Here is a 23,569-nt window from a genome sequence, read left to right on the forward strand (position 1 = left end):
CCTGCCGCAGCCGATGATCGACGCCGTCCGCCGCCCTGTCGGGTCCATGGCGGCGGACGGCGTCCTTCAGAAGGTCTTGCGGATGCCGCCGAAGAACCCGCGCCGCGCCCCATATTGCGGCGCCCCGACACCGACCCCCGAACCGTCGCGGATCAGATAGGTCTTGTCGGCGATGTTGGTGATGTCGAAGCGTATCGACAGGCCCCGGAGCACGCCGGGACCATCGATATTTTGCGCGATGCCGATATTGGCGGTGAAATAGGACGGCAGCTTGCCGCCATTGGGCACGATGCCGGCCGGATCGTCCGCACGGAGCCCGTCGCCATAGAGGAAGTCTATGGTCGGCACGAGCGTGCCCAGCCCGTCATGGATGGTCACGCTGCCGCCGCCCGACGCCGTCCACCGCTGCGAATGATCGGTGAAGATGCTGTGCGTGCGGATATAATCGAGTTCGTCCTGGGCGAAGAAATATTGGCTCGAGACGATATTGCGGCCCTTTTCCTGACCCCGCGCGACATTGGCGTAAAGATCGAGCCCGCCACGCGTGTAGTTCGCGCTCAACTCGACACCCCAGGCTTTGCCGCTGGCATAGTTGAACGGCGACAGCACCAGCGAGGGGCCGAACTGCCCCTCGTCGAGCAGGTCGTGCTTGATCTTGTAATAGGCATCGATGCCGATCTTGAGCCCCGGAAGAAGGGTCTGCTGCACACCGCCGTCGAAATAATGCTCGCGTTCGGCGCGCACCGGATCGGCCGTCGCGATCTCCGTCGCCTTGGTCGTACCGTCGAACAGCGCCAGCGTCGGCGCGGCGATCAACTCCTGCGGCGGCGGGGTGAAGTTGCGCGCATAGCCGATATGGAAAACGCTGTTCGCGCCGGGCTTCCAGACGATATTGGCGCGCGGGCTGATCTGCTGCTCCTTGGTGAAGGCGCGCACCGCGTCGAAGCGCGCGCCATAATTGAGCGTGAGGGTCGGCGACAGCGACCATTCGTCCTGCAGATAGAGGCCGTAGAGCTGGCCATTGCGACCGCCGCTGTCGGCGATCGACAGCGGGATATCCGATGTCTGGTTGCCATCGCCATCGACCGCGAACACCCGGGACGTGACACTCGAACGCGTGCGCTCGTTCTGGAAGAACAGGCCGAAGCGCAGCATATGGCTGCCGGAAAGCGCGTAACTGCCGTCGGTCTGCACCCCCGCGGTCAGGCTCGACAGACGCGAACGATCCGCGACCCCCGACAGGATGAGATCGCCGCCCTGCGGATCGGGGGTGAAGCGGGTCTGCGAATAGCGGACGAACGGCGCGACCTGGAGGTTGAAGGCGCCGCCGGCATATTGATAGGCCAGCACCCCATAATGGGTGATTTCGCGCTGATTCTGATCGAGGCTCGCGGAGTCGTAGACCGACCGGCCTTCAAGGGTGAAGCCCGCGGGTTGGCCCGGATTGTTCGGGATCTGGAAATAGCCGATCGAGGTACCGCCGAACGCGGTGACGCGGCTGCTGTCCGACAGGACATCGGAGACATAGCCGAACGCGCGATATTGTCGGGTATGATCGTGGATCGCCTTGCGCGACGGGGTCGGGTTTTCGACCCCGAGATCATTTTCGAGATAGCTGCCCGACGCGAAATAATTGAGGCCGCCGCTCGATCCGTGGAGGCTGGCGCTGGGCTGCAATGTTCCGCGGCTGCCGCCGTAGAGACTGACGTCGCCGCCATCGTCGAACGCACCGGAGCGCGTCCTCAGGTCGATGACGCCCGATGTCCGGTAGCCATATTGCGCCGGCAATGTCCCGGTCACGAGGTCGACCGACTCCGCGATGTGCGGATCGAAGGTCGCGCCGAAGCCGGAGATGCTTTCCGGCACGATCACACCATTCAGGCGATATTGAAGATTGGCGTGCTCGTTGCGGACATGGATCGCACCATAGCTGTCCAGCGTCACGCCGGGGGCCTGCAGCAGGACCTGGACGAGACTGCGGTTGGTGCCGCCCGGCTGGTTTTCGAGGAGCTTTCGATCGATATGATAGTCGCTCGCACCGAGCGACGGCAGGATGGCATCGCGGGCTTCGTCGAGCTTGCGCGCGGTGACGACGATATCGTTTGTCTGGCCGGCCTGCGACCCGTCGCTGTCGGCGGGCACGGCCTGGGCGAAGGCGGCAAAGGGGATCAGCGCGACGCTTGTCGCACCCAGTAGAAATGACATTCGCATGTGAGAAAGCTCCAGGGCCTTGGCAGCGGATTCACCGATCGGAATCGCGCGTGACGCGAGGAAGCGCGGACCGGCGCTCCACCTCGCGATGATGGTTCAGGCTTGGAACGGGCGAGGCGGAGCGCGGCTTCGCCACGCGTGCGAGCGTTGCCGCAGCGAAGACCGGTCGGGTGGTCCGTCGACGCGCCAGGCGATGGCGCCTTCCGGCAGATGGATCGCCGCGAGCGCGGGCAGCAGATAATGCCCCGCATGCGCGACCTCTTCGCAGAACGGACAATCCGCCTGGAGATCGGGAGACAGATGTTCGGAGACCGACGGCGCCGGGGCATGCGCCCCGCCCGCGATCGCGGCTGAGTCGAGACTGTGATCGAGGTGCAGATGGGTCTGCGTGACGAACGCTTGCCAGCAAATGGCCAGCAGCATCGCGAGAATCATCGCGACGCGCCGTGGACTGGCATCGGTTCGAAACCGGTGCGAACCGGCGCGCGGCGCGCCGTGGTGATGGCGCAACGTCTTCGCGCGTCGCTGATCGCGGGCCATCATATCGACAATCGGTCACCGGAAGAAGGGCGTTGGGTAGCGGCGTGATGATATGTTACCATATCACATAGTCAATCCCGCGAAGCCGCGCGTCTTCGATATGCTGGGCGGGTGTTGTGCGAAGACCACAGGGAGACCCCTGCCACACCCGATCGAAGCGGGCGGCGCCCGGTCTTTGTCCGTCTGGAACGATATGAAATCAGGTGGAATCACCTGATGACTCGCATATCGCGGTAAATCGAAAACTTGGAACGGATGATCCGCCCTACGCGACCCGCCCCAGCCGGGTCGCCATCATCCCCTCGATCTGCCGGCGCGCGACCTTGTTGCTCGGCAGCATCGGCACTTCCTCGCGGCTGATCGCGACATAGGCGCGCGGCACCTTGAAGCTCGACAGCCGCTTGCGCAGCTGCGCCTCGATCGCCCCGAAATCGAGCGAGGCGCCGTCGCGCGGCACCACCGCGGCGACCACCAGCTGCCCGCGCTCCTTGTCGGGCAGCCCGACGACATAGGCCGAATGGACCCCGTCGAGCTGCTGGAGCTCGAGCTCGACCTCGGCCGGCGAGACGTTCGAGCTCGCGGTCTTGATCATGTCGCCGTTGCGGCCGACGAAATATATGCGCCCACCCTCGCGCATCCCCATGTCGCCGGTGTGATAATAGCCGTCGGGGGTGAAATAGCCGGCGCGCTCGACCTTGTGCAGCCCGGGGGTCAGCGCATAGCCGCGCACCTGGATCTCGCCGACCTCGCCGTCGGGCAGGACCTGGCCGTCGGCATCGGCGATCCGTACGTCGTAGCGCTCGGCGATATGGTCGAGCGGCGCGCACAGCGGATAGCCCGGCAAGCGCAGTTCGTCGCCATAGCTATAGGGCCCGAGCGTCTCGGTCATGCCGAGCGCCCAGAACGGGCGCGCCTGCGCCATCACCTTGATGTCCTCGTCGGCGAGCACGCTGCCCATCGCGATCTTGCTGCTGGTCGAGGTGCCCTCGGTGCAGACGGTGACCGCGCCGGTCTCCCAGTTGGGCAGCAGATACATCATCAGGCCGCCGACCCAGAACATCGGCAGCCAGACATTCACCGGCTTGCCGCGTTCGAGCGCGATCATCGAACGGATATAATGGCTGCGATAGACGACCGGGCCATGGTTGTGCTTGACCCCCTTGGGCAGCGCCATCGACCCCGACGTGTAGATCTCGACCATCTGGTCGGTGCCATGGACCTCGGCCTCGACCGCCTGCAGCAGGTCCTCGCTCACCGTGGTCGCGGCGCCGGTCAGGAAGCGCATGTCGTGGAACGATGGCGGCAGCGCGTCGCCGCCGGAGACGATCCAGCGCAGGAACGGCACCGCCGCGATCCGCAGGTCGGGGCCGCGGCTGTCGCGCAGTTCGGGCAGCGCGTCGCACAGCCGCTCGACATAATCATGCCCCAGCAGGCTGCGCTGGACGATCAGTCCGGCGACGTCGGACTGGCGCAGGACGCGCACCAGCTCGTTGGCCTTGATCAGCGTGCTGATCGGGATCGCGACCGCCCCGATCCGGGCGATCGCGCCGAGCATCAGCGCGAAGCTCGGCGAATTGCCGTAGATGAACCCGACCCGCGTCCCCTTGCCGACCCCGCGCGCGATCAGGCCGCGGGCGAGCTCGGCCGAACGCCGCTCGAGTTCAACGAAACTCAGCGATTCGTCGGGGATCGTCTGCCCCTTGAGGGTGATCGCGATATCGTCGCCAAAAGCGCGCGCCGCCGCACGGATGAACTGGGGAAAGGTGGTCGCCGATCGCGGATCATCCGGCACGCCGTCATTCGCACTCACCTGGCTTCCCTCCATCCTCTTGTCCGCCGACCTTGCCCCGCCAATGGCGCAAGAACCAGCCTTGTATGCGTGTGCCCCAGATCGATCGACGCCGCGTTGTTCGCAATTATGAATTACTATTCGTATATACAGTCAAATTTGCGGCCATGGGAAGCCTTGCCTCGGGGAAATTACCGAAGGGGATGTACCGAATAGGTCGCGCCCGCCTGCCCGGCTACGCCGGGGCCCGTTGCGGCAGCGTGTGCGGAGTGCTCATGGCGAACGAGGATCGGCCGGACCTGGCCCCCGAAACCGACGGCATGCCCTCGCGCCGGAACATGTTGCGCGTCTCCGCACTCGGCATGGCGGCGATCGCGACGGTCCGCCCCGGCGCCGCACAGGCCGCTGCCTCGCTGATGACCTGCACGATCCCGGTCCCGGACCCCGCCAATTCGACCAAATGGATCCGCTATGACGGCGAACTCGTCGCCAAGAACAGCCTGCTCGCCTATCCCGGCCCGAGCCAGCCGCTGAACGGGACCGACGTCCAGAACGCGATCAAATATGGCACCAACTATCCGGGCTATGGCTATCTGCAGAGCTCGGCCTACACCAACTACATCAAGAAGCTGACCCAGGGCAAAGCCGGCTTCACCTGTTTCGCCTCGGTCCAGAACCCCAGCAACTGAGCATTTTCAAGCCGGGTGGAATCGGCTGTCGCCTCGCATATCGCGATAAACCGAAAATCCGGGCGCGGATGATCCGACATAGTCGGATATCGTCATGCTTCCACCATGATCGCCGCGCCCCGACGATATCGCTACGCTTGGCTGTTCATCAGCGCCGCCGCCCTCTACCATCGCCCGACCCAGAGCAGAAAATGGCCACGGGAGAGAGCGATGCCGGAACAGCTTACCCTCGATTCGATCCGTGTCGACTGGCCGGCGCCCGACCATGTCCCGAAGGACCGGCTGGTCGATCTGTCTTGGGCGCTCGGCTATCAGCCCAACGACCTGGTCGACCCCTATCTGCCCTGCGACTGGCTGAACGGGCCCGACATTCCGCATCTTCTCTACAGCCCGGCGCCTCCCGGCGGCGGCCATGCCCTCGGCGGCGGCCGCGGCGGCAGCTGGGTGGTGACCCACTACAAGGACATCGAACGGGTCTATAGCGACAACGAGATCTTCTCGAACAAGGGCACCGCCGAATTCCAGGCGATGATCGGCGAGACCTTCCGGTCGATCCCGATCGCGATCGATCCGCCCGAACATGGCAAATATCGCCAGTTCCTGATGCCCTGGTTCTCGCCGTCGCGGCTCAACCGGATGGACGGGCAGATCCGCGCGGTGGTGGTCGAGATGATCGACAGTTTCGCCGACAAGGGCGAGGTCGATATCGCCTGGGATTTCGGCCGGGTCTATCCGGTGCGGATCTTCATGGCGCTGATGGGCTTCCCGCCGCCGATGTTCACCCAGTTCCTCGACTGGGAATGGGATATCCTCCACTCGAACAGCCTGGAGAAGATGCAGGCCGCGCTGCGCGGCGTCGTCGCCTTCCTGCGCGGCTTCATCGCCGAGAAGGAGGCCCGGCCCGACGAGCATCTCGTCTCGCATATCGTCCATGGCGAGATCGGGGGCCGCAAGCTGACCGAAGACGAGAAGATCGGCATGGTCTGGTTCCTGTGGCTCGGCGGGCTCGACACCGTCGCCGCGACGATCAGCCAGATGTTCCGCCGCATGGCGCTCGAACCCGCGATCCAGGACCGGCTGCGCGCCGAGCCCGAACTGATCAACCAGGCGGTCGAGGAATTTCTGCGTACCCAGCCGATCCTCAGTTCGGCACGGTCGGCCAAGCGCGATTTCGAATGGCACGGGGTGACCATCAAGGCCGGCGAGAGCATCCAGTGCCTGAACCCGGCGGGCAATTTCGACCCGTCGCAATTCGCGGCCCCGCGCGACTTCGATCCCGCGCGCAAGGGCAACCGCCATTTCACCTTCGTCGCCGGGGTTCATCTCTGCCTCGGCGCGCCGCTGGCCCGGCGCGAACTGCGTATCCTGCTCGACGAATGGTTCAGGCGGATTCCCGCCTTCCGGATCAGGCCCGGCGCCGACACCAGCGTCTTTCCCGGCCTGATGTCGATCCGCAACCTGCCGCTTGTCTGGGATGTCGGTTAACCTGCCCGGGAACGCAGCACTTCAACGATCCATGTACGTAGACTCCACATGAATCATACCTTCGTCTAAATTCGAACTTGTTAACCGACCAAAGTATGATGCTGCGCAGTTGAGCAATCCTGCAAAAGTAAAACGAGATTAATCCAGATATACGATCTTGACGGCTCTGGTTCAGGGAGCCGTGTTGCGTGTATCTGGGGGCGTTTCATCTTGTCGCGGCGGGCCGGTTCGGCCGAACCATGCGCCGGGCCTTGATCGGCCTGGCGGTGTCGGCGGCTGCCCCTGGCCTGGTGCCCGCGATCGGCGCCGCGACCCCGGCAGGAACGACGATCCGCAACGTCGCGCAGATCGCCTATGATCTTGACGGCACCGCCACCACACTCAACTCCAATATCGTCGATCTGCGGGTCGACGAGGTGATCGAACTGACGCTGGAGCCGGCGCCGGCCTGCACGATCTCCGCAGCGAATGGCCGGACGACGGCGATCGGCTTCCTGCTCACCAACCGCGGCAACGGGCATGAGGCGTTCATCCCCGGGATTGCGAGCGTGCGCGACGGCGATTTCCTTCCGGAGGCCGTCGTCGCCGACACCGACGGCAACGGATGCTATGACCCGCTGATCGACACCCCGATTCCGACCGGCGGAACCACCCGGGTCCTGGCGCCGGGCGAAACTCTCACCCTGTTCGTGGTCGGCACATTCACCGCCACCCCCGGCACGGTCACCCTGGGCGTCACGTCACTGACGGGCGTCGGGACGACCGGCACCGTGTTCGCCGGCGCCGGCGACGGCGGCACCGATGCGGTGGTCGGGGTGACCGGCGGCGGCGTCGTGAGCGCCCCGGGCACAGACTCCGCCGGACATGATCCGATCGTCGCCAGCCTCGTCAAGTCGCAAAGCGTGCGCGCGCCCGACGGCGGCGACCGCCCGACGCGCGGGGCGATCATCACCTATCGGATCGAGGGCCATTTCACCGGCAGCGGCACCGCGACCGATGTCGCGATCGCCGATCCGATCCCGGCCGGCACCGTCTATGTCCCCGGCAGCCTGACCCTCGACGACGCCGCGGTCAGCGATGGCGGCGATGGCGATCCCGGCGGCTTCGACGGCAGCAGGATCGCGGTCAGACTCGGCGACATCGCCGCCCCCGCGGTGCGCACCGTCAGTTTCCAGGTCCAGATCCAATGAGCAGGAGTATGAGCATGTCCCCCAAATATCTGGTCGCCGCCGCGCTGGCCGCCGTGCTGACCGGCCGCGCGATGGCGGGCGGCATCGTGCTGAACGCCACCGTGATGAAGGCCGAACCGGTCACCGAGAAGCTGGTCCCGGCCAGCCGCGCGGTGCCCGGCGACGCGCTCGTCTATGCGCTCGCCTATCGCAACAGCGGATCGCAGCCCGCCGCCGACGTCGTGCTCGACAATCCGGTGCCGGCGAACGTCGTCTATCGCGGTGCCGGCGCGGGTGGTGAGCCCGAGGTCTCGGTCGACGGCCGGACGTTCGCGCCGATCGCGCGGCTGAGCGTCATCGACGCCGACGGCAGCCGCCGCCCGGCGCGGCTGGCCGAGGTGAAGTTCGTGCGCTGGCATATCGCGGCGCCGATCGCGGCGGGAGCCGCGGGTGAAGTGTCTTTCCACGCCGTGCTGCGCTGACGGTCGTCCCGCGCTGACCATTGAACAGAAGGAATCGAGTGATGTTGCGTAAGCTTTCCAGAGGCCTGTTTTTGTCGGGGACGACTGCGTCCCTGATCGCCGGCGGCGCCGCCCACGCCGCGACCGGCACCGTCGCCGGCACCAGCGTCGCCAACACCGCATCGGTGGGCTATTCGGTCGGCGGCACCGCCCAGACCCCGGTCTCGTCGAACACGGTCAGCTTCCTCGTCGACCGCAAGGTCAACGTGACCGTCGCCGAGGTCGGCGGCGCGCCGACGACGGTGACCTTCGGCCAGACGGCTGCGGTCACCACCTTCACCGTGACCAACAACACCAACTCGACCCAGGATTTCCGGCTGTTCGCGACCGAGCAGCTCGCGCTGGTCTCGACGATCTTCGGCCATACCGACAATTATGGCGTGACCAATATCCATGTCTATGTCGATTCGAACGGCAACGGCATCTACGACGCGGGCGTCGACACCGCGACCTTCGTCGACGAACTCGCCGCCGACGCCACCGTGACGGTGTTCGTCGTCGCCGACATTCCCGCGACCGGCCCGTCGAACGCGGTCGCCGGCATCGGCCTGACCGCGGTCACCGCCGCCGGCGGCACCAGCGGATCGCTCGGCGCCGACTTGATCGCCTCGGCGCTCGGCGACTCGCCGACGACGGTAGACAATGTCTTCGCCGATGCCGCGGGGGCGATCGATCTCGTCCGTGACGGTCGATCGTCGGCGCTCGACGAATATGTCGTCGGTACCGCCGCGATCACCGCGATCAAGACCGCGACGACGATCAGCGACCCGCTCAATGGCACCCTCGCTCCCAAGGCGATTCCCGGCGCGACCGTCGAATATTGCATCCAGATCACCAATGCCGGCCCCGGTACCGCCAACGACGTCGCGGTCACCGACGCGATCCCGGCCAATTCGACCTATGTCCCCGGCAGCCTCTATGTCGATGGCACCGTCCTGCTCGGTGCCTGCGTCGCCGACGGATCGAACGAGGACGACGACGCGACCGGCGCCGACGACGCCGATGGTGTGGTCGGTTCGTTCAGCGCCAACACGGTCCGTTCGTCGATCGCCACGGTGCTGCCGCAGACGACCAGAACCACCCGATTCCGCGTGACGATCAACTGAGCCCGGCTTGATCGCGCCACGCGCCTTGATCCCGGACCGCGCGTCCGGGGGCGGCGGAGCCTTGTCCAGCCTCCATCGCCTCCTGACGTTGCGCGTCCTGCTATGCGCCCTCGTCGTTGCCGTTTGGACGGCGGGGGCGAGCGCGACACCTATCGTCAATACCGCCAGCATGAGCTTCGGGGTAGGCGGCATCCAGCAGTCAATATCCTCGAACAGCGTCGAACTGACGCGCGCGCCCGGCCTGCCTGCCAAGGTCCGCTTCACCCGCCTGCCCGCCGGCTTCAACGGCAAGCTGCCGATCGCCCAGTGCCAGAGCGCCCCCAGCAAACTGATTGACCTCGATGGCGACGGTCTCGCCGAGCCGCCGCTTAGCGCCTATAACGAAGCGCGGGACTATAACGGTACCTCGCCGGTTATCATCGAACTGACCAATCCATCCGGCAACCTCGATCCGAATGCGATCGAGACCGCGCAGGTCACCGCCTGGTCGAAGACTGGCGATGTCGAGCATCTTACGCTCACCGAGACATCGGCGAACAGCGGTGTCTTCACCGGTGCGATCGCATCGTCGCTCGGCGCGGTGCAAAGCGAAGACTGTACCCTGCAGACCCGAATCCGCTCGGCGATCTATGTCGATTTCGATGGCGATTCCGAAGGCACGAACGACTCGAGCGACGAGGCGCTCATCGATCCTTATGGTTATGTTTTCGATTCCCTGACGGGCAGGCTGGTCGATGGCGTCACCATCACCCTGATCAACAGCGACACCGGCCAGCCCGCGCGCGTGTTCGGCGACGATGGCGTCAGCGCCTATCCGTCGACCGTCATCAGCGGCCAGAGCGTCACCGACGCCGGCGGCACCGTCTATCCCGGCGGCTCTGGCCAATATCGCTTCCCCCAGATCGCCGCTGGCCATTATCGGCTGCAATTCGAGACACCTGGCGATTATATCGCACCATCGTCGGTGTCGACCGACGCGCTGGCGAGTCTGCAGGGTCCACAAGGGGCATTCATCGTCACCACATCTTCCTATGGTTCGACCTTCGCCCTCGATCAGGTCGATCCACTGCAGATCGACATTCCCGTCGACCGGATCAACGCCGCGCTGACCCTCGACAAGCAGGCTTCGACCCGGATCGCCTCGCCGGGCGATACCGTCCAATATCGGCTCCGCCTGGTGAACCGCGATGGTGAGGTGACCGCGCGCGGGGTCACCATCAGCGACATATTGCCCGCCGGCATGCGCTATCGGCGCGGCTCGGCGCGCGGCATCGGCGAACCCGATATCGGCGGCGACGGCCGCAGCCTGACCTTCCATCCCGGAGTCATGCGCCCGGGGTCGGTGCTCGAGATCCGCTACAGCGTGTCGATCCAGCCCGGCGCGCCAATCGGCGAGGCGCTCAACCGCGCGATCGCGATGAACGCCGCCGGCGAACGCAGCGCCGAAGGCCGCGCCTCGGTGCGGATCCAGCCTCTGCTCAACAGCCGCGCCCTGACCATCATCGGCCGGGTGACCGAAGGCGATTGCGGCATCGCCGAAGACCGCCGCAAGGGCGTGCCCAATGTCCGCCTGTTGATGGAAGATGGAACCTATGTGGTTACTGACCGCGATGGCCTCTACCATATCGAGGGCGTGCGCGCGGGTCGCCATGTCGTCCAGGTCGACACCCAGAGCCTCGGCGCCGAGCTCGCGCCGATCGACTGTGCGCGCGACACCCGCCAGGCGGGCCAGGCCTTTTCGCGCTTCGTCGAAGGCAGCGGCGGCACCCTCCAGCGCGCCGATTTCGCGCTGCGCCGCGACCTCGCCAAGGCGGCCGCCGCCGAACGGGCGATAACCGGACCGGTGATCGACGACGCCACCGCCGCGGGCGGCGGCATCGACTGGCTCGACGGCCAGGCGCCGGGAATCGACATGCTGTTCCCGGCTGCCGACCATAACCCGCGCGCACCGGTGCTGCGGGTGGTGATCAAGCATCTTCCCGGCCAGACGATCGCGCTCCGCCTCAACGGCGCCCCGGTCGATGCGCTGGCGCGCGACCAGGGCGACGGCAACGGCCAGGTCGCGATCGCCAAATGGACCGGCCTGCCGCTCAAGGATGGCGACAATGCGCTCGAGGCGGTCGTCTCGGACAGCGGCGGCCATGCCGTCGCAACGCTGCGCCGCTCCGTCCATTATGCCAATGTCGCGGCGAACGTCGAATATCTGCGCGATCGCTCGCGTGCCGTCGCCGACGGCATCACCCGGCCGGTGATCGCGGTGCGGCTGACCGACCGTGCCGGCAAGCCGGTGCGTGCCGGCACCCCGGTCGTCTTCCGCATCGACCCGCCTTATGCCGCCGCGATCGAGGCCGACGCGCAGCAGGCCAGGCCGCTGTCGGGGCTCGACGGCGCGCGGCCGACCGGCCGGGTGGCCGGCGACGACGGCGTCGCGCTGATCGCGCTCCAGCCGACCGCGCAGGCCGGCGCGGTGCGGATGAGCTTCGACTTCGCCCGCGACGGACATAGCCGCAGCGTCGAGATCCGCCCCTGGCTGCAGGCGGCGGCGCGCGACTGGGTGGTGGTCGGCTTCGGCGCGGGCAGCGCGGGCTATGACATCCTCTCGGGCAAGGCCCGCCGGACCAGCGGGCTGCGCCGGCACGACGCTTTCACCGACGGCCAGATCGCCTTCTACGCCAAGGGCCGGATCAAGGGATCGTGGCTGCTGACGATGGCCTATGACAGCGCCCGCAAGGCCGATCCCGACCGCGGCCTGCTCGGCACGATCGATCCCGACCGCTATTATACCGTCTATGGCGACCGCACCCGGCAGGGTTATGACGCGGCGACCCGCGGCAAGCTCTATCTGCGGCTCGAACGGCGCCAGTTCTACGCGCTGTTCGGCGATTACGAGACCGGCTTCAACCAGACCGAACTCACCCGCTTCAGCCGCACCCTGCATGGGGTGAAGGGCGAATTTCACGGCCGCGACGTCGCGATCGGCGGGTTCGCCGCGAACAGCGACGATCTCTATGCCCGCGACGAGATCCAGGGCAACGGCCTGTCGGGCCCCTATCGGCTGCGCGCCCGTGCGATCGTCCCGAACAGCGACAAGATCCGCATCGAGACCCGCGACCGCTTCCGCTCCGAACTGATCGTCGAGACCCGCGCGCTCAGCCGCCATATCGACTATGACATCGACGTCGACGCCGGAACGCTCGTCTTCAAGGCGCCGGTGCCGGTCCGCGACGGCGCCGGCAATCCGGTGTTCATCGTCGCCGAATATGAGCAGTTCGGCAACGGCGCCAAGCGGCTGGTCGCCGGCGCCCGCGCCTCCGCGACATTGGCGAAGGGACGGATCGAGCTCGGCGCGACCGCGCTGCGCGACGAAAGCCAGGGCACGAAGACCGTCGGCGGAGTCGATGCCAAGCTGAGGATCACCCGCACCACGTCGGTGCGCGTCGAGGCCGCGGCGGGCGGCACGTCGGGGACAAGCGATCGCGCTTATGTCGCCGAGGTCCAGCACCATGCCGACCGCACCGACCTCACCGCCTATGTCCGCCAGCAGGATGCCGGCTATGGCCTCAACCAGTTGAACGCGGTCGAGGCGGGCACCCGCAAATTTGGCGCCGATGGACGGCTGAAACTCGGCCGGGGCATCGCGCTCACCGCATCGGCCTGGCATCAAGAGGCGCTGACCGGCACCGCCGTGCGCGATGCCGCCGATCTGCGCGCCGAATGGCGCGGCGACACGACCAGCTTCCATGCCGGGATCAAGATCGCCGAGGACCGCAGCGTCGCCGGTCTCGACCGCAGCTCGCGGCTGGTCGCGATCGGCGGCAGCCGCGAGTTGTTCGATCACAAGCTGATCGTCACCGCCGAGAACCAGTTCGCGCTCGGCCATGCCGATGCCAGCATCGACTTCCCGGTCCGCCGCACCGTCGGCGCGAGCTGGCAATTGACCGACGCGGTGCGGCTGATCGCGGGGTATGAGCGCGCCGAGGGCGACAAATATGCCGCCAATTCGGTCCGGGCCGGCTTCGATCTCGCGCCCTGGGCCGGCGCCAAGCTCACCAGCACGATGAACCAGGATCGGATCGCCGAAAACGGGCCGCGCGCCTATGCCCAGTTCGGGCTTGCCCAGTCGCTGCCGGTCGGCAAGCGCTGGAGCGTCGACGCCGCGGTCGACATGGCGAACACGGTCAAGGGCCGCATCCCGACCGCCGACATCGTCAACCCGCTCCAGCCGGTCGCCTCGGTCGGCTCGCTCGGCCAGGACGGCAACCCCAACGAGGATTATCGCTCGGTCAGCCTGGGGGCGACCTATCGCGGCGACGCCTGGAGCTGGAACGGCCGCGCCGAGCAGCGCGACGGCGACAGCAGCAGCCGCTGGGGCCTGTCGAGCAACCTCCTGCGCCAGCTCGGCGAAGGCCGGACGCTGGGATCGAGCGCGCGCTGGTACCGGATCAGCCAGAAAAGCGGAGCCAGCGGCGACCGGGCCGTCGCCAGCCTGATCTCGGCCGATCTCTCGCTCGCCTGGCGCCCGCTCGACCGAAACTGGGCGCTGCTCGACCGGCTCGAACTGCGCCGCGAGCGCGGCGATTCCGGGGTCGGATCGGGCAATCTTCTGGGGGTGGGCACCGCCAACGGCGCCGACGCGCTGTCGTCGCGGATCGTCAACAATCTCGCGATCAACTATCGCTCGGCGCGCGACGGCCAACATATCGGCTGGGAGGCATCGCTCTATCATGGCGTCAAATATGTCCGCGGCAGGTTCGACGACGATCGCTTCGCCGGGCTGATCGACGTCGTCGGCTTCGACCTGCGCCGCAATATCGGATCGCGGATCGATGTCGGGGTCAGCGCCGCGATCCAGCATAGCTGGAAGGACAGGACGATCGCCTACAGCATCGGCCCGTCGGTCGGGGTCAGCCCGGCGCAGAATGTCTGGATCAGCGTCGGCTACAACCTCAAGGGCTTCCGCGACCGCGACTTCGAGGACAACCGCACCCTGCGCCAGGGTCCGTTCGTGACGATGCGGCTGAAATTCGACCAGCAGAGCTTGGGTGCCGCGGGGGGCAGGCTGGCCAAGATGGTCGGGCGCTGACGATTGCGATCTTTGATCGTGCAATATCCGGCGGGCAATGGAAGGATAATGCGAGCGACGACGGGGAAGCGGGTTGATGGCCGGGCATCGGAATGAAGTTATGCGCCTGTCGGATGCGATCGACATGCGGCTGTTCGTCGCCCTGCTCGGCTGTGCGCTGGCGATCGCCGGCTGGACGCAGCCGGCGCGGGCCGACGAACCGGCCGACGATATCCGGCTCGGCGGCGACATCGCCGATATCTGCACGATGGCGGATCGCACCGCGGCGCTGGCCTGCAGCGCCTATCTGCGCGGCACGGTCGACGGGCTGCTGACCGCGCAGGTCACCGCGAGCGACAGCGACATCGCCTTCTGCGCGCCCGACGCGATCGGCGGCGACGAGATCCGCCAGGCCTTCCTCGATTTCGTCGGCGAGGATCCCGAACGGCGCGACGAGGATGCCGGGCTGGTGCTGCTGTCGGCGCTCGAGGATCATTTCCCGTGCGACGCGACGTCGAACCTCGACACCGCGACCGATCGCGCCGCCTACCGCCAGCACCATCGCCGCGCGCACCCTGCGATCAGAACCGCGTCCACGCGGGCGCCGAAGGTCCGCGCGATCACCCCCTGATCACCACCAGCCCGAACGAGGTCGTCGCATAGCCGCCGATCTGCAACCGCAGATGCTCGTTCTCGGTGAAGGGCGGCATGTCGACATGATGATCGAGCGGACCGGTGCCGATGTCATATCTGAACGGCAGCACCCGGTGCCCCTGCGCGGTCAGCCGGCGCGCGACCCGCTCCATGTCGCGGCGGCGGAACAGCACCGTGCTGCCCTTGCGCACCGTCCGGCGATCCGACGACAGGTTGAATTCGGAGGTGTGCACCGACACCCCGCCCGGGCGCAGACAGTCGAGCGCCCTTTCGAGGAAGCGCAGCCCCTTGTCGATCGAGCCGAGATGCTCATAGGCGCAGGACGACCAGCAGAAATCGAAGCCGGTCAGATCGGCCGGGATCGCGTTCATGTCGACCGGCCGGAACTGCACGCGCTCGAAAAAAGCATCGGCCGGGCAGATCGCGGGATGGTGGAGCGCCGCGAGCGTCTCGCCATGCTGGCCGGTCGCCTTCCAGCCGGTCGCGCGCGCGTCCGCGGCATCGAGATCGGTCGCGACCACCGAACAGCCGCGCGCCGCCAGCACCGCCGAAACCGGCTCCGCCCCGACCCCGAAACCCAGCCCGCGCATCCCCGGTCGCATCATGCCGAAATGGTCGAGGCAGCGCAGGATGTAGATCAGCTCCCACTGCTTGCGGTGATAGCCGCGCTGCTGGTGCAATATCGCCAGCCAGTCGCCATAGACCGGTTCGTCGATCTGGTCCGAGGTGCAGAATTGCGAGACCGGATCGGCCAGCGTCGCCCGCCCGGACATGACCAGCCCGTCGTCGGGCGCGGCGCGCCCGAACAGCCGGGCGATCGGCCCCGTCGCCCGCGGCGCCAGCAGCAACGCCACAAGATCGTCGTCGCGCAGCCGGCCGGGATCGTTCATCCCGGCTAGCCCGCTTCCCTCGACCCGCACCGCCAATGCCGAAACCGCGTCCTCGTCCTTGAGCGTGCCGACGACGGCATAGCGATAGCGCTCGCTCGCATCGAACGACAGCCGGATCGGCTCGCCCCGCGCCGCCAGCGCCGCCAGGTCGAACCGCCGGGCAAAAGCCGGCCTGGTCGCGCCGCCATCATAGGCCGGCATCGCATTGACCATGATCAGGATGGTGCCCCGCGCGGCGCGCAGATCGTCGAAGGCGACCGATATCCGCACGCGCCCGGGGCGGAAATGCAGATAATGCGAATGGAAGGCGATGTCGGCGACCGGTTCGCCGTCTGCCTGCCCCAGCCCGGCGATCCGGCTCGCCATGCGCGGAAAAAGGGCGAAGGCATCGATCGGCTCGCCGGCCACAAGCTGCTCCAGACAGGAAATTTCCGGGTTGTCGCTACCTGCAGGCGACGCAGAAAGCCAGCCGGAGTCTGAGACTTACCCCTCGATGATCGCGCGGATCCGGTCGGCGAGCTGGTCGATCGCGAACGGCTTGGTGACGATGTCCATGCCCGGTTCGAGCAGGCCGTTGCCGACCGCGGCATTGTGGGCATAGCCGGTCAGGAACAATATCTTGAGCCCCGGCCGCAATTCGCGGCCGGCATCGGCGAGCTGGCGGCCGTTGAGCCCCGGCAGCCCGACATCGGTCACCAGCAGGTCGACATGCGGCAGCGTGCGCAGCTGTTCGAGCCCGCTCGGGCCGTCGACCGCCTCGACCGGATGATAGCCGAGCTCCTCGAGCACATCGACGACCAGCGCGCGGACCGCGGCCTCGTCGTCGACCACCAGCACCACTTCGCCCTCGCCCGCGCGGCCGCCCTCGGCCGTTGCCGCAATGGGGGCATCCTCGCCGGCATCGCCATAATGGCGCGGCAGATAGATACGCAGGGTGCTGCCACTGCCGACCTCCGAATAGATGGTGACGAAGCCTTCGGACTGGCGCGCGAAACCGTAGATCATCGACAGGCCCAGCCCGGTGCCCTGGCCGATCGGCTTGGTGGTGAAGAACGGATCGAACGCCTTGGCGATCACGTCGGCACTCATCCCGGTGCCGGTGTCGGTCACCGACACGGTGACATATTGGCCGGGGCTGGCGAAGCGGTTGCGCGAAGCGAAACCGGCATCGATCGAGGCGTTGCCGGTCTCGATCGTCAGCCGTCCGCCGTCGGGCATCGCGTCGCGCGCGTTGATCGCGAGGTTGAGGATCGCATTTTCGAGCTGGTGCGGATCGCAGCGCGTCCGCCACAGCCCGCCCGACGCGACGATCTCCAGTCGCACGGTCTCGCCGATCGACCGGCGGATCAGCTCCTCCATCCCGCGCACCAGCGCGTTGGCATCGACCGGCTTGGGGTTGAGCGACTGGCGGCGCGAAAAGGCGAGCAGCCGCTGGGTCAACGCCGCCGCGCGGTTGGCCGACGCCGCCGCCGCCGCGGCATAGCGCTCGACATCGGCGGCGCGCCCCTGCGCGGCCTTGCGCTGCATCATCTCGAGCGAACCGAGGATACCGGTCAGCAGATTGTTGAAATCATGGGCGATGCCGCCGGTGAGCTGGCCGACCGCCTCCATCTTCTGCGCCTGGCGCAGCGCGTCCTCGGCCACGGCCAGCGCCTGGGCGCCGCTCTTCTCGTCGGTGATGTCGCGGCCATAGCCATAGACCAGCCCATCCTCGAAGCTGCTGTGCCACGACAGCCAGCGTGTCTCGCCGGTGCTGGTGAGATAGCGATTTTCGAACCGGGTGAGATCATGCCCGTCCGACGCCTCGCCCAGCGCCGCTTCGGTGCCCGCGCGGTCCTCGGGATGGAGAAAGGCCTCGAAACTCCGGCCGACGACCTCCTCGACCGGGTGCCCCAATATCCGCGTCCACGACGGGCTGATCGACCGGAAGATGCCGTCGGGGCCGACCACCACCATCAGGTCGCGCGAATGGGTCCACAGCCGTTCGGCGCGGCGGCGGGCGCTGTCGAGCGTGGCGACATTGGCCAGCGCGCCGCCGATCTGCGCCGCGAGCAGTTGTGCGAAGCCCTCGATCTCGCGGTCGTGCGGCCGATAGGGGTTGAGCCCGAGCACGAGCGCCCCGAACGGCCGGTCGCCGGCGGTGCGCACGATCGGCACCAGCAGCACCTCGGCCGGCGGCCGGTCCCAGCTGCCGCCCGGCGGCGACAGGCCGGGATCGATCGCCGTGCGGAAGGCGGCGGGATCTTCTTCGAACCGATCGAACGGCCAGCGATGGCCGACCAGAGCGGCGGCATCGTCGCTGGCCGCCCAGCCGTTCCAGCATCGCTCGCTATCCTGCAGATAGAGCAGGCTGAACGGGAAATCGCGGCGATTGTCGCCGAACACCGCGCAGATCGCGCCGCGCACCGCGTCGCGATCGTCCGCCCCGACCAGCACGTCGCCGAGCGCGCCGAGCATCGCCAGCCGCCGCTCGCTGATCACCCGCTCGGTCTCTTCGGTGACCACGCACATCAGCCCGTCGACCGCGCCGCCGATGCCGCGCAACGGGCTGTACGAGAATGTATGATAGGTTTCCTCGGGGAAACCGCTGCGTTCGAGCAGCAGCAGCAGCGCCTTGTTCCAGGTCGGGGTGCCCGCGCGCACCGACGCGACCTGCTCGGCGACATCGTCATAGACCTCGGCCCACACCTCGCGGAACGGCCTGCCGACCATCGGATGCTTGATCCCCATCGTCGGCGCATAGGCGTCGTTGTAGAAGAAGCAGAGATCGTCGCCCCAGCCGAGCCACATCTCGAAGCGCGAGGTCAGCATCATCCCCAGCGGCACCTTGAGCCCCTCGGGCCAGCCCTGCGGCGCGCCGAGCGGGGTGGCGGCCCAGTCATGCACGCGCATCGCCCGGCTCATCTCGCTGTCGCCGGGAAAGATCGCCTCGAGGCTGTCCTGCGGAATGATGCTCATGCGCCCCTGTCGAAATCCCGATCGACATGCCCAACGCCGAACGGCCGCAACGGTGCCGTCATGTCGTGACGATCGGTATTTTCGCCGATCAGCTCCGCATCGAGCCGCCGCCGTCGACGCTGATGACCTGTCCGGTGATGTAGCTGCCGTCGTCGGACATCAGCAGCGCGCCCATCGCGGCGATGTCGATCGGCTTGCCCAACCGGCCCTTGATCGCGGTGCGCGCCGCGGCGGCCTTGGCGAAATCGGGGCTGACCACCGCCTCGAAGCGCTTGTGGGCGATCACCCCGGGCGCGATCACATTGGCGCGGATGCCGTCGCCGCCGAAGCGATTGGCGACATGGCGCATCAGCGCATGCCCCGCCGCCTTGCTCATCGCATAGGCGACCCGCAGCGGCTCGCCCATATGGGCCGCCCCCGAACTCGTATAGACGATCGATCCACCGCCCCGCGCGATCATCGCCGGTACCGCATGGCGGGTGCACAGCACGAAGCCGCGCGCATTGACCCGCATGACGTCGTCATAGACGTCGATCGGCAGCCCGAGCACGTCGGCCCCGGTCGCGCCGTCGGCGAAATGCGCGAAATTGGCGTGGAAGCCGTCGAGCCCGCCATAGGTCGCGACCGCCAGATCGACCGCCGCCCTGATCGATCCGTCGTCGGCGCCGTCGAGATCGACCCCGGTCGCGATGCCCCCGGCGGCGGCGATATCGGCGGCCACCGCCCGCGCCGCCGCCCCGTCGAGATCGCCGAGCACCACCGACGCCCCCTCGCCGGCATAATGGCGCGCCAGTTCGTCGCCGATCCCGCCTGCCCCCGCCACCACGATCACCTTGCCCTGCAGCCTGTCGCCCATCGTGCTCTCCCCGCCCATCGCGTCCTCTTGAAGCGATATATAGTGGCTCACAATTCCATGCCCGTTCGCCGCGTCCTGCTCAAGCGATCGAATGCCCGCCCCTGCTTGCCGCCCCCGGCCAACCGGCGCACAAGGGCGCATGTCCTTCAGCCGCTCCGATCTCGCGGACTTCAGCTATTTCCTGGCGATCGCCCGCCACCGCAGCTTCCGCCGCGCCGGGATCGAACTCGGGGTCAGCGCCTCGGCGCTCAGCCATGCCCTCAAGAGTCTCGAGGAACGGCTCGGCGTCCGGCTGCTCAACCGCACCAACCGCAGCGTCACCCTGACCGCCGCCGGCGAGGGGCTGCGCGCGGCGATCACCGAACCGTTCGACGCGATCGGCCGCGCGGTCGACGTCCTCAATGGCTTTCGCGACGCGCCCGCCGGGCGGATCCGGCTCAACATCTCCGAGGATGCCGCGACCCTGCTGCTCGCGCCGGTGCTGCCGGTCTTCATCGACCGCTACCCCGATATCGAGATCGAACTAGAGGTCAGCAACCGGCTGGTCGACGTGATCGACCAGGGCTTCGACGCCGGCATCCGCTTCGGCGGGACGGTGCCCGAGGACATGGTCGCGCAGCGTGTGTCGGCCGACATACGCTGGGTGGTCGCCGCCGCCCCCGCCTATCTCGACCGCTTCGGCACCCCGCGCCACCCCAACGACCTGCTCGACCATCGCTGCCTGCGGATCCGGCTCGGCGACGACAGCATCTATCGCTGGGAATTCGACAAGGATGGCGAGACGATCGCGCTGGCGGTGCCCGGCCCGATCACGCTCGGCGAAAACAAGGTCACCCGCATCCTCGCGCTGGCCGGCGCGGGGCTGATGTACGCCGCCGAACCGAGCATTGCCGCCGAGCTCGCGGCGGGCACGCTGCGCACCGTGCTCGACGACTGGACCTCGCCGGGCCCCGCTTATCATGTCTATTATTCGAGCCGGCGGCAGGTGCCGACCGGCCTGCGGCTGCTCATCGACCTGCTCCGCGAACTGCGCCCGCTGGGCCTTTGAGCAACGCGCATCGCGCTCGCGCGCAACAATCGTCATCCCGGCGGAGGCCGGGATCTCAGGAGGCAAGGCCGCGCCTTATCCGCACGAGATTCCGGGCGATGCCTGTCCTCGGACGGGGCAAAGCCTCGATCCGGGCGCCGGAATGGCGGGAGAAGGGCAGGCGCCGACGTCCATCCCCTCCACCCGACGATGAATTTCATGCATCGCTCCGTGCAACGCCGCCGGGCTAATGCCGCACCGCAATAAGCGCTATCTCCCGCGGCGTCCGCCACTCCCGGCGCATCGTCTTCCCCCTTCGAGGAGCCCGCACATGGTCAAAGCCTATGGCGCCACCGACGCCCACACCCCGCTCGCGCCGATGGACATCGTCCGCCGCGAACCCGGCCCGCACGACGTCCAGATCGACATCGCCTTTTGCGGGGTCTGCCATTCGGACCTCCACCAGGCGCGCAGCGAATGGGCCGGCACGCTCTATCCGTGCGTCCCCGGCCATGAGATCGTCGGCCATGTCCGCGCGGTCGGCGGCGCGGTGACGAAGTTCAAGGTCGGCGACACCGTCGGCGTCGGCTGCATGGTCGGCAGCTGCCAGCATTGCGCCTCGTGCGACGAGGGGCTCGAGCAATATTGCGAGAAGGGCTTCGTCGGCACCTATAACGGCCCGTCGCACGAGGCCCCCGGCCACACGCTGGGCGGCTATTCGCAGAGCATCGTCGTCGACGACAAGTTCGTCCTCCGGATCAGCCACCCCGTCGAACAGCTCGCCGCGGTCGCGCCGCTGCTGTGTGCGGGCATCACCACCTATTCGCCGCTGCGCCACTGGAAGGTCGGCCCGGGCACCAAGGTCGGTATCGTCGGCATTGGCGGCCTCGGCCATATGGGCATCAAGATCGCCCATGCGCTGGGCGCGCATGCCGTCGCCTTCACGACGTCGGAGAGCAAGCGCCAGGACGCGCTCGATCTCGGCGCCGACGAGGTGGTGGTCTCGCGCGACGCCGACCAGATGAAGGCGCACACGCGCAGCTTCGACTTCATCCTCGACAGCGTCGCCGCCAGCCACGATCTCGACGCGCTGACCGCCCTGCTCAAGCGCGACGGGACGCTGTGCATGCTCGGCGTGCCCGACCAGCCCCACCCCTCGCCCAATGTCGGCGGGCTGATCTTCGGCCGCAAGGCGATCGCCGGATCGCTGATCGGCGGCATCGCCGAAACCCAGGAGATGCTCGATTTCTGCGCCGAAAAGGGCATCGTCTCGGACATCGAGATGATCGCGATCGACGAGATCAACGACGCTTATGGCCGGATGCAGCGCAGCGACGTCAAATATCGCTTCGTCATCGACAACGCCTCGCTCGCCGCCTGAGACCGCTTCCAAGGTCTGTAGAGATCGGGCTCAGGCCGCGGCGAAAATGGTGTCGCTCAAGACCCGGAGCGCAGCGTACTTCATGTACGTGAGCACCGGAAGCGCAGAGCGGCGCCATTTGCAGCCCGGCATGAGACGATCTCGACAGACCTCAGCGCGGCGTGACCGCCTCGACGGTCACCCGATTCACGAGCGGCCGCCCGGCCTCCGCATCGGCCAGGCTCGCCAGCGTCGTCTGCGCGATCGCGGTCAGCGCCTCCTCGGTCAGGAAGGCCTGGTGCCCGGTGATCAGCACATTGGGGAAGGTCAGCAGCCGCTGGAAGATGTCGTCGCCGATGATCTCGCTCGACAGATCCTCGAAGAACAGGTCGGCCTCCTGCTCGTAGACGTCGAGCGCGACCCCGCCGATCCGCCGCGTCTTCAGCCCCTCGATCAGCGCCGCGGTGTCGATCAGCGCGCCGCGGCTGGTGTTGACGATCTGCACCCCCGGCCGTGCCGCGGCGATCATCGCCGCGTCGATCAGATGATGCGAATCCGGGGTCAGCGGGCAATGGAGGCTGACGATATCGGCCTGCGCCAGCAGTTCGGCGCGCGCCACATAGCGCACCCCGATCGCGATCAGCGCCGGATCCTCGATCGGATCGCAGGCCAGCACCGTGCAGCCGAAGCCCAGCCGCAGCGTCCGCGCGACCAGCGCGCCGATCCGGCCGGTGCCGACCACGCCCGCCACCCGGCCGCCCAGATTGCGGCCGATCAGCCCGTCGAGCGCGAAATTATTCTCGCGCACCCGTGCCCAGGCGCGCGGGATCTTGCGGTCGAGCGCGAGCAGCAGCCCGATCGTGAACTCGGCGACCGCCTCGGGCGAATAGGCCGGCACCCGCATCACCGCGATGCCGCGCGCCTCGGCCGCGCGCAGGTCGACATTGTTGTAGCCCGCGCAGCGCAACGCAACGGCGCGCACCCCGGCATCGGCGAGGATATCGATCACCGCGGCGTCGACCCGATCGTTGACGAAGATGCAGACCGCATCGTGCCCCGCCGCCAGCAGCGCGGTGTCCGCCGCCAGCCGCGGCTCGAAATAGGTCAGCTCATGGCCGAAACCGGCATTGGCGGCGTCGAGGAAGCGACGGTCATAGGCTTTGGTGGCGAAGACGGCGATCCGCATGTCAGTTCCCGCTTTCGGCTTCTCTATCAACCACATCAGGTGGCATGACCATGCCCGCCGCGAAAG

The 23,569-nt window shown here is 67.4% G+C and carries 16 protein-coding genes; 9 read left to right on the top strand and 7 right to left on the bottom strand.

Annotation, left to right across the window (positions count from 1 at the left end):
* Nucleotides 1-66: 66 nt before the first annotated feature.
* The 3 genes from AC1RM6_RS19555 to AC1RM6_RS19565 form a co-directional block, all read right to left on the bottom strand.
* Nucleotides 67-2,211, bottom strand: coding sequence for a TonB-dependent receptor (locus AC1RM6_RS19555; RefSeq protein ID WP_493104279.1), 2,145 nt, complete (start codon nucleotides 2,209-2,211; stop codon nucleotides 67-69).
* Between the two features lie 96 nt (nucleotides 2,212-2,307).
* Nucleotides 2,308-2,754 carry a DUF2946 family protein gene (locus AC1RM6_RS19560; protein WP_493104280.1) on the bottom strand — a complete coding sequence of 149 codons (447 nt, stop codon included), beginning with the start codon at nucleotides 2,752-2,754 and terminating at the stop codon, nucleotides 2,308-2,310.
* A gap of 262 nt (nucleotides 2,755-3,016) precedes the next feature.
* Nucleotides 3,017-4,561, bottom strand: a complete 1,545-nt coding sequence (locus AC1RM6_RS19565; protein ID WP_493104282.1) for a class I adenylate-forming enzyme family protein — start codon at nucleotides 4,559-4,561, stop codon at nucleotides 3,017-3,019.
* A 254-nt stretch (nucleotides 4,562-4,815) separates the two neighbouring features.
* Here AC1RM6_RS19565 and AC1RM6_RS19570 point away from each other — a divergent pair, with 254 nt between their 5' ends.
* The 7 genes from AC1RM6_RS19570 (at nucleotide 4,816) to AC1RM6_RS19600 (ending at nucleotide 15,203) form a co-directional block, all read left to right on the top strand.
* Nucleotides 4,816-5,229, top strand: coding sequence for a hypothetical protein (locus AC1RM6_RS19570; RefSeq protein ID WP_493104284.1), 414 nt, complete (start codon nucleotides 4,816-4,818; stop codon nucleotides 5,227-5,229).
* Nucleotides 5,230-5,439: 210 nt separating this feature from the next.
* Nucleotides 5,440-6,714, top strand: a complete 1,275-nt coding sequence (locus AC1RM6_RS19575) for a cytochrome P450 (RefSeq protein WP_493104286.1) — start codon at nucleotides 5,440-5,442, stop codon at nucleotides 6,712-6,714.
* Nucleotides 6,715-6,953: 239 nt separating this feature from the next.
* Nucleotides 6,954-7,904 carry a hypothetical protein gene (locus AC1RM6_RS19580; RefSeq protein WP_493104288.1) on the top strand — a complete coding sequence of 317 codons (951 nt, stop codon included), beginning with the start codon at nucleotides 6,954-6,956 and terminating at the stop codon, nucleotides 7,902-7,904.
* A gap of 8 nt (nucleotides 7,905-7,912) precedes the next feature.
* Nucleotides 7,913-8,365 carry a hypothetical protein gene (locus AC1RM6_RS19585; protein WP_493104290.1) on the top strand — a complete coding sequence of 151 codons (453 nt, stop codon included), beginning with the start codon at nucleotides 7,913-7,915 and terminating at the stop codon, nucleotides 8,363-8,365.
* Nucleotides 8,366-8,406: 41 nt separating this feature from the next.
* Nucleotides 8,407-9,510: a DUF11 domain-containing protein gene (locus AC1RM6_RS19590; protein WP_493104292.1), complete on the top strand. Its 1,104-nt coding sequence runs from the start codon at nucleotides 8,407-8,409 to the stop codon at nucleotides 9,508-9,510.
* 169 nt (nucleotides 9,511-9,679) lie between these two features.
* Entirely contained in the window at nucleotides 9,680-14,593 is a 4,914-nt protein-coding gene (locus AC1RM6_RS19595; protein ID WP_493104294.1) for a hypothetical protein, read from the top strand.
* Between the two features lie 100 nt (nucleotides 14,594-14,693).
* Complete coding sequence (locus AC1RM6_RS19600; RefSeq protein ID WP_493104296.1) at nucleotides 14,694-15,203, top strand: Rap1a/Tai family immunity protein; 510 nt, start codon at nucleotides 14,694-14,696, stop codon at nucleotides 15,201-15,203.
* Here the strand turns inward: AC1RM6_RS19600 and AC1RM6_RS19605 are convergent.
* The 3 genes from AC1RM6_RS19605 to AC1RM6_RS19615 all read right to left on the bottom strand — a co-directional run bounded on the left by AC1RM6_RS19605 (nucleotide 15,193) and on the right by AC1RM6_RS19615 (nucleotide 19,930).
* A complete protein-coding gene (locus tag AC1RM6_RS19605) occupies nucleotides 15,193-16,524 on the bottom strand; it encodes an SAM-dependent methyltransferase (protein WP_493104298.1) in 1,332 nt (443 codons plus the stop codon). The two genes, AC1RM6_RS19600 and AC1RM6_RS19605, sit on opposite strands and share 11 nt — an antisense overlap.
* A gap of 75 nt (nucleotides 16,525-16,599) precedes the next feature.
* Entirely contained in the window at nucleotides 16,600-19,074 is a 2,475-nt protein-coding gene (locus AC1RM6_RS19610) for a PAS domain-containing protein (protein ID WP_493104299.1), read from the bottom strand.
* Nucleotides 19,075-19,162: 88 nt separating this feature from the next.
* Entirely contained in the window at nucleotides 19,163-19,930 is a 768-nt protein-coding gene (locus AC1RM6_RS19615) for an SDR family NAD(P)-dependent oxidoreductase (RefSeq protein WP_493104301.1), read from the bottom strand.
* Between the two features lie 139 nt (nucleotides 19,931-20,069).
* Here AC1RM6_RS19615 and AC1RM6_RS19620 point away from each other — a divergent pair, with 139 nt between their 5' ends.
* A complete protein-coding gene (locus AC1RM6_RS19620) occupies nucleotides 20,070-20,978 on the top strand; it encodes a LysR family transcriptional regulator (protein WP_493104303.1) in 909 nt (302 codons plus the stop codon).
* Between the two features lie 310 nt (nucleotides 20,979-21,288).
* Nucleotides 21,289-22,338 (top strand): NAD(P)-dependent alcohol dehydrogenase, encoded by a 1,050-nt coding sequence (locus AC1RM6_RS19625; protein ID WP_493104305.1) that lies wholly within the window; start codon nucleotides 21,289-21,291, stop codon nucleotides 22,336-22,338.
* 151 nt (nucleotides 22,339-22,489) lie between these two features.
* Here AC1RM6_RS19625 and AC1RM6_RS19630 read toward each other — a convergent pair whose 3' ends face one another.
* Nucleotides 22,490-23,503 (bottom strand): 2-hydroxyacid dehydrogenase, encoded by a 1,014-nt coding sequence (locus tag AC1RM6_RS19630; RefSeq protein WP_493104307.1) that lies wholly within the window; start codon nucleotides 23,501-23,503, stop codon nucleotides 22,490-22,492.
* Between the last annotated feature and the right edge of the window lie 66 nt (nucleotides 23,504-23,569).

The organism is Rhizorhabdus sp. GW822-FHT03C02 (assembly GCF_058801765.1).